This window comes from Asticcacaulis biprosthecium C19 (assembly GCF_000204015.1).
Classification (GTDB): Bacteria; Pseudomonadota; Alphaproteobacteria; order Caulobacterales; family Caulobacteraceae; genus Asticcacaulis; species Asticcacaulis biprosthecius.
In genome coordinates this window covers 1,306,658-1,313,343 of sequence record NZ_GL883077.1, presented here as the reverse complement: position 1 = coordinate 1,313,343, position 6,686 = coordinate 1,306,658, and the positions used below count along the sequence as shown (strand labels likewise).

The window sequence follows — 6,686 nt, the reverse complement described above, 5'->3', positions numbered from 1 at the left end:
GTCACAATCAGAACAAAAGGGGAATGGTGCTCCTGTCCCCCTATTTCTGGGGGAATAGTGCTCCTGTCCCCCTATTTCCTCGCTGTACAGCTTGGTAATATCGGTGCGGGCATCGGGCGTTCCGTAGCCGGATTGCACGGTCAGCACCTGCCCCACCACATCATAGGTATAGCGCGTGATGCGGTCGAAGCCGTCCGCGCCGACCGGTGACGTCACGGCGCAGGCATTGGGGCTGTTCGAGGTCAACCCCGCCAGGGCCGACGGCGCCAGCAGGCGCTGAGCTTCACAGCTCAGCCGGAAGCGGCTGTCGTAGTACCGCTCGGTCACTGCGTTCTCGACCGTGCCGGCGGTGACTGGCAGGGCGGCATAGTGACGCCCCCGTATCGGAAGGCCGGTCGTTGTCGAATATTCGTTGGTATTCTTTTCCAGAACCGTGATGCCGGCCGTCGCCGAACGCCATTCCGCCTCGGCGTTGGTCCACCGGTCGATGGCGGTGGCGCCGCTATAGGCCGAGGTCGGCACGACACCGGCTTCATGCACAGAGACTTGGCCTTGGTCGAGCCCACGCGCTCACCTGAAGGGCGAGGACGACGGACTCGTAAACGTACAACCTGTGCTGGAGCGTTTCCCTCACTTTGCCGAAATGATTGCCGTCGAGGGAGGCGAAACCGGCTTTGCGGCCCTTCGAGCGGCGGAAGTACTGGCCGACCGCTGGGGACGCCAGATTTCATTGCCGGCCTCGAGCATGTGCTTGGCCATCGCATCGCTCGTCGCGCACCGGGACGGAAGCCTAGAGACTGCACTGAGGAACAGCCACAACTTTTATAACGCTGTATAGGAGAACGGGGAATATTGCTCCTGTCCCCCCATTTATTTTTTGGCCCTTATTTGGCCTTTTCACATTTTTTAAAACGGAAAACCATGCAATTTCTCAAAGCCCTGCATAAATATATCCATGCATGAAATTAACTCATTATTCCCAGAATAAGTCTCCCTATACCCCCCACGCAAGTCTTGATTGCAAAATCAATGTCGTCATCAAAAATCTCGCCACTGAAGAATATGGTCTGAAATGATATCCTATTATTCACCCTTTCTATAATTCCGATAGGCCAGTCATAATCTCCGTAGACAATAGATCTAGCACTATGCCTCAACGCTCTAAAATACGAAATTCTAACAGAAGATAGAAAGTAAAAAATCTTAAAATCGCTATGAAGATCCCTTTTTCCATCGAGAACAAAAATTATATCTCCATCTGCATAATCAATAGAATCTTGAAAAGTTGAAATGCTTTTCGCCAAAATCACATTATCTATATAAAACACTTCATAACCCGAAAGAAAAAATTCGCTGAGGATAGGCGGTTATTAAATTCTTACCTGCATCAAATACTACCTCAATAATGGATTGATCGACAGGGTCATATTTTACAAATATACCATTTTCCTTTTGTCTAAAAGTATACTCCCCACTGTTTCCAATGATTTTTTTTGTATCGTAAACAAAGGTATATCCTCCCGCGGCGTTAATATAATACGTTCCATCTTTAATAGCCATGGCTATTAATTTTTTCAATGCCGCGGGTGTCCGGTAAGCCGGCAAAAATTGCCCCTTCTTTAAACCATGAGATTTAACACCAGTTGTTCCATTTATGTACAATATTTTGGTGTCATTATACTTCGGCCGCACGCCATGTTGGCCATTTATGTGGGCAACTCGGTCATCACCTATATGATAAGTACCCAGTCTAAAAGGGTCATCACTTTGAACTGTAGTAGTGCCTATATATGTAAAACCACACCCTGTACCCGCAACACTGCATTCAGATGAATTTCCGTTGAGAAGCCATTCTCGATTGTCACGCGTTTGTTCACCTCGTAGCCGGCAATCAAAATCACACCTTATAATCTCGCGCTCGCCCCCTTCTCCATATAATCCCATCGGATCTTTTGCATTCACCGGATCGCCATGAACATAGGCATACATGTTCATGCCATCGCCATACCCAATAGGGTCCGGCTGTAGGAACCGTCCCAGCGACGGCGCATAGATGCGCGCCTTGTAGTAATACATCCCGATTTCCGGCAACCACACTTGGCCGGTGTATTGGAAACGGCCGATATTACCCGAACGCGGCAGACCGTATTCGTCATAGGCGTTGGTGCCCGTCCCGGCCGCGCCGATATCCCCGGTGCTGTTGGTCACGGCTATGATCGAACCCAGGGCATCCGCCACCAGGTAGCGCCGATCGCTCTCCGCCGTCCCGCTGCCCGCAAACGCCACCACAGGCTCATCCATGTTGGAACCGTGGATATAGCGCGCCGTCATGGCGCCCGTGTCGTCGTACTCGGCGATCAGGTCCACCCCATCATACAGGAAGGTCGTCGCTGCTCCTCCCGTCTTCACGATCCGCGCCAACCGGTTCTCGGCGTCATAGCTCAGCGTGGTAGTGGTGCTCGACGCCACGACCGAAGTCAGCAGGTTGTTGGCATTGTAGCTGTAGGTCGCGCTGCCGTCCGAAGTCAGGTTGCCGCGATTGTCATAAGTGAACGTCGTCGCGCCATTATAGGTCGAAACCTGGTTCAGCCCGTTATAGGCCGCCGTCCCGCCAGCCACCGGCGGATTATAGTTATAGGCCGTATTGCTGCGCGTCTGGGTCTTCACCTGATCGGCCAGGCTGTAGGTGAAGTCCACATTGACGTCATAGGCCGTGGTCGCCGCCGTCGTGCTCAGATTGGTATCGAACTCATTCAGCCGCGACGCGGTGTCATAGTCCAGGGCAGTCGTCATCGCATAGGGCGAGACATTCCCCAGCCGCTTGGCATATTGCTGGCCGTACTGGTTGTATTCGTCACGCAGCACATAGGCACTGTTGTTGTCGCGGATATACCAAAGCGCGCCGCCCAGATAATAGGTGTAGTTGACATAGAAGCCGTCCGGCCAGCCCAGCCGCGTACGCCAGTTATAGCTGTTGTACTGATACGATACCTGCCGGCTGGTCCCAGTCCCCAGTTGGTAGGTCGCCGTCAGGACCGAGCCCATGGCATTGTACGTATAGGTCGCCTTGCCTTCCGCCCCGTTGGTCGTCTGGTTGTTGTGGGTCAGGACGTTGCTGTAGGCGTCGTAGGTGAAGCTTTCCACCGCAGCCCCGGTCGTCCCGGTGACCCGGCCGAGGTCGTCATAGGCAAACGTCACCGCCGAAGCGCTGTTGCTGCCGTAGTCACGCAACCTCTGTGTCTGGACCCGGACACCGGAATAGACGGTTTCCTCGACATCGCTCGTCGAAACGCTGCCCGGTGTGGTCTTGCTGGGGTACCAGGTCTTCTTCAGCCGTCCAAAATCGTCATAGCCATAGGCGGTCTTATTGCCGCGTGTATCGGTAACCGAAACCAATGCACCCTTGGAGATGAAGCTGCTGTCCGGCGCGGTGTGCGTACCGTCGCTGTACAGGTTGGTGATATCGGTCCGGGCATCCGGCGTGCCGTAGCCGGATTGCGCTGTCAACACCTGCCCCACGGCGTCGTAGGTATAGCGCGTGATGCGGTCGAAGCCATCCGCACCGGCCGGCGAGGTCACCGCGCAGGCATTGGGGCTGTTCGAGGTCAGGCCTGCCAGAGCAGATGGCGCCAGCAACCGCTGCGCTTCGCAGGTCAGCCGGAAGCGGTTGTCGTACGACCGCTCGGTCACCGCGTCTTCGACCGTCGATGGGATAACCGGCAGCGCGGCATAGTGACGAGCCCGTATCGGAAGGCCGGTCGTCGTCGAAAATTCGTTCGTGTTTTTGTCCAACACGGTGATGCCGGCCGTCGTCGAACGCCATTCCGCCTCGGCGGTGGTCCACCGGTCGATGGCCGTGGAGCCGCTATAGGCCGAGGTCGGCACGACACCGGACTCCTCCACGGAGACTTGGCCGTCGCTGTTATAGGTCGTGCGTGTCGCCGGCCGCTTCATGGTCCGGGCACTGCCGTCGGGGTCGGCGCCGATCCCTCCGACAGGCCGCCCGATCGGGTCGAAGAAGGCAAAGCTCTCCCGCGTTGTCACGTCGCTCGACGCATCGTCGCTGGCCTTGGGACCATAGCTGTAGAAAACCTGGCCTTCCTTGGTATACAGGCTCTCGCTGGTCAGGGTGACCGAGTTGTCACCACGGGTGGTCACGGTCTTGACCGGCAGCACGTTGCGCGTAACCCCGGCATACCCGCTGTCGACATCATAGCTGACGGTCGACTGGGTCCACAGCGTATCGCCGGAGACATCACAGGCCGTGGAGGTCGACGACTGCACGGCGCAGGTCTTGGTGGTCACCAGACGATAAACCGGCGTGCTGGCCGTATCCGCCGTGGGCGACGTCTTGATGCGCGGGGTCTTCTGGGCATAGGTATAGAAGGTGCCGATCCGGTTCGCCCCCGACGTCGGTGCCGGTGCGATCACCGACAACACGCCACCGTGCGTGGAATCATAAGTGTAGGTGGTCACCGCGTTGTTGGCGTCCGTCGTCTCCACCGGATAGCGGCACGCCTTGCCGGTACATCCGGAACCCGGATAGGTGGCCGAGGTAACGACGGCCGTGCCGCCATTGCGCGGATAGGTGCTGGTGCGGTCCAGATTGCCCTGCGCGTCATAGCGATACTCCGTATAACCGCCGGTCAGTGTAGCGCCGCTATAGGTCGCATCGTGCGCGATAACCTTCAAAACCCGTCCGGCGCCGTCGTATTCGTACTTGGTCTGCCGCCCCAACTCGTCGGTTTGCGACGCGATCCGGCCGCGATCGTCGACCACCGTCACGCGCGTCGTCGCATCCGGCGCGGTCACCGTCGTCGTGATGGCGCTGTAACTGCCGAAAACATAGCCATAGGTCCAGGTCGAACCACCGGTCTGCACCGTCTTGACCTTGCCGGCCAGGGCGGGGACGCTGGCCGCCGTGGCTTCCGCCGTCGTGTAGGTGGTCGTGGTTCGGGTAACGCCGCTGGCTGTCTTGACCACGCCGCCGGACAGAATTCGTGCCTGGGTGAGTTCGTCGGTGGCCGCCGCCCCGATAGCCGAGCGTACGATCTTGGTTTCGCCGCCATCGACCACCTTTTTCGCGAGGGGATAGCCGTTCGGCAGGACACAGGCGGAATTGCCCGGATCGTCGCAGGTGACCGACCGGTTGTATCCCGTCACCTGCGTAACCGCATAACTGCCGTCGCGGTCGTACTTCAGGATCCAGCCGTTGGAGCTGCTGACCGTCTTGACGCCCTTGTTGACGGTGTTTCCAAACTCGACGGCTGTATAGTAGGTCAGGCTGATCACCTCGCCGTCCGGCCGCGTAATCGTCGACATAGCCGAACTGGAGTTATAGCCGCTGTAGGCTACCGTCGTGCCGTCGCGTGTCGTCAGCGTACACGCCCAGTTGGTACCGAAGGTACAGGTGATCTTGGCGGTGCCGTCGCCGCCATTCTGGCTGTAGGTGCCGTTGACCGGTCCCGTGCCGGTATCGCCGACATGGAACTGCATCACCTGACCGGCATAGCTGGCGTGCAGCCACAGCTCGCTGGCGCCACCACCGCCCATCCCGTTCGGGGGCAGCGGCAGACGACATCCAGACTGCCCGACCAGTTGTCCGCGCCCGCCGTCGCCGACGCCACCCGCGACAGCCCGCCGATGCTGACATTGAGATCCGGATCGCTGTAAAGCCCCGTCGCCAGGTTGACGCCGTTCTGGTCGACCGCCGAAACGACCGGCGGCTGAGGCAGGGCCTGTGCGCCGGCCGCGCCGAACATCACCAACATGCCGACCAGAAACGCCCACACGGACGCACGCCAAGATACGGCCATTACAATGCCCCCCAAAAATAATTACCATCAGGGGAGCACAGCGCCGACGCGCTGACAAGGCCGGCCGCGCAACTTCTCCGTTTAAATACCGCGCATTTCGCCTAAATCCCTGACGTGCAAAGCAAAAATATTCTCCTTGCTTTTGACCGTTCCGGATTCGATCATGCGACCCAGCCAACTCGGGCTCAAATGGGGGGAATCACGCCGTGGCCGATCCGGTCAAAACACGTCACGCATCGCGGCGCCACATGTTCATGGGCCTGACGGCCGTGGGGTCTGTGGCCCTGGCGGCCGGCCTCTCCCGGGCGGGCACGACAACCTATCAATATGACACCCATGGCCGGCTTATCCGCGTCGACGACGCTGATAATGCCAAGGTCAGCGGCTATTGCTACGATGGCGCCGACAACCGGGTAGCCAAAGCCACCAACCCGACCGGCCTGGCGGGCTGCAGCGTGAATTCGGCCACCGGCGCAACCGTGATCCAGGTCACCGCCGCCGGCAACCTGCGCACCCTGGCCAATGCCGCCGGTTATACCGGCGCAGCACCCGGCAATTATGAATTCGTCGTCCCCCTGGGCGTGACCGTCATCGGCGGCGCCAATGGCGGGCGCGGTATCGACACCGGCACCTGGCCCGCCGGATCGACCCTGGTCCTGACCGTCCAGGGTCATGTCTATGGCGGCGGCGGCAACGGCGGCAATGGCGCCAGCACCGGCAACGGCAGTGCGGGCACCGCGGGCGGCCACGCCGTCTACGCCCAGGCCGCGATCACCGTGAACATCCAGACCGGCGCCGGCGTCAAAGGCGGCGGCGGTGGCGGCGGTGGCGGCGCTTACCAATCCGTCTCCGGCAATACCTCCGGCGGTG

Annotated in this window: 2 protein-coding genes and 2 pseudogenes; 1 reads left to right on the top strand and 3 read right to left on the bottom strand. The window is 59.0% G+C overall.

Annotated features, from left to right (window positions below):
* From ABI_RS25560 to ABI_RS24915, 3 genes and pseudogenes are all read right to left on the bottom strand, one after another.
* Positions 1-540: pseudogene (locus ABI_RS25560) on the bottom strand (hypothetical protein); the annotation flags it as partial.
* Between the two features lie 789 nt (positions 541-1,329).
* Positions 1,330-5,553 carry an RHS repeat-associated core domain-containing protein gene (locus ABI_RS06345; protein WP_040308639.1) on the bottom strand — a complete coding sequence of 1,408 codons (4,224 nt, stop codon included), beginning with the start codon at positions 5,551-5,553 and terminating at the stop codon, positions 1,330-1,332.
* Positions 5,496-5,816: a hypothetical protein gene (locus tag ABI_RS24915; RefSeq protein ID WP_040308638.1), complete on the bottom strand. Its 321-nt coding sequence runs from the start codon at positions 5,814-5,816 to the stop codon at positions 5,496-5,498. Before ABI_RS24915 ends, ABI_RS06345 begins: the two co-directional genes overlap by 58 nt.
* A gap of 206 nt (positions 5,817-6,022) precedes the next feature.
* On the opposite strand from ABI_RS24915, the pseudogene ABI_RS25555 reads away from it, so the two are divergent.
* Positions 6,023-6,686, top strand: a pseudogene (locus ABI_RS25555) (hypothetical protein); the annotation flags it as partial.

Excerpts from the sequence above, each read along its gene's own strand:
- ABI_RS06345 (WP_040308639.1), bottom strand. The coding sequence starts at position 5,553 with ATGGGCGGTGGTGGCGCCAGCGAGCTGTGGCTGCACGCCAGCTATGCC.
- ABI_RS24915 (WP_040308638.1), bottom strand. The coding sequence starts at position 5,816 with ATGGCCGTATCTTGGCGTGCGTCCGTGTGGGCGTTTCTGGTCGGCATG.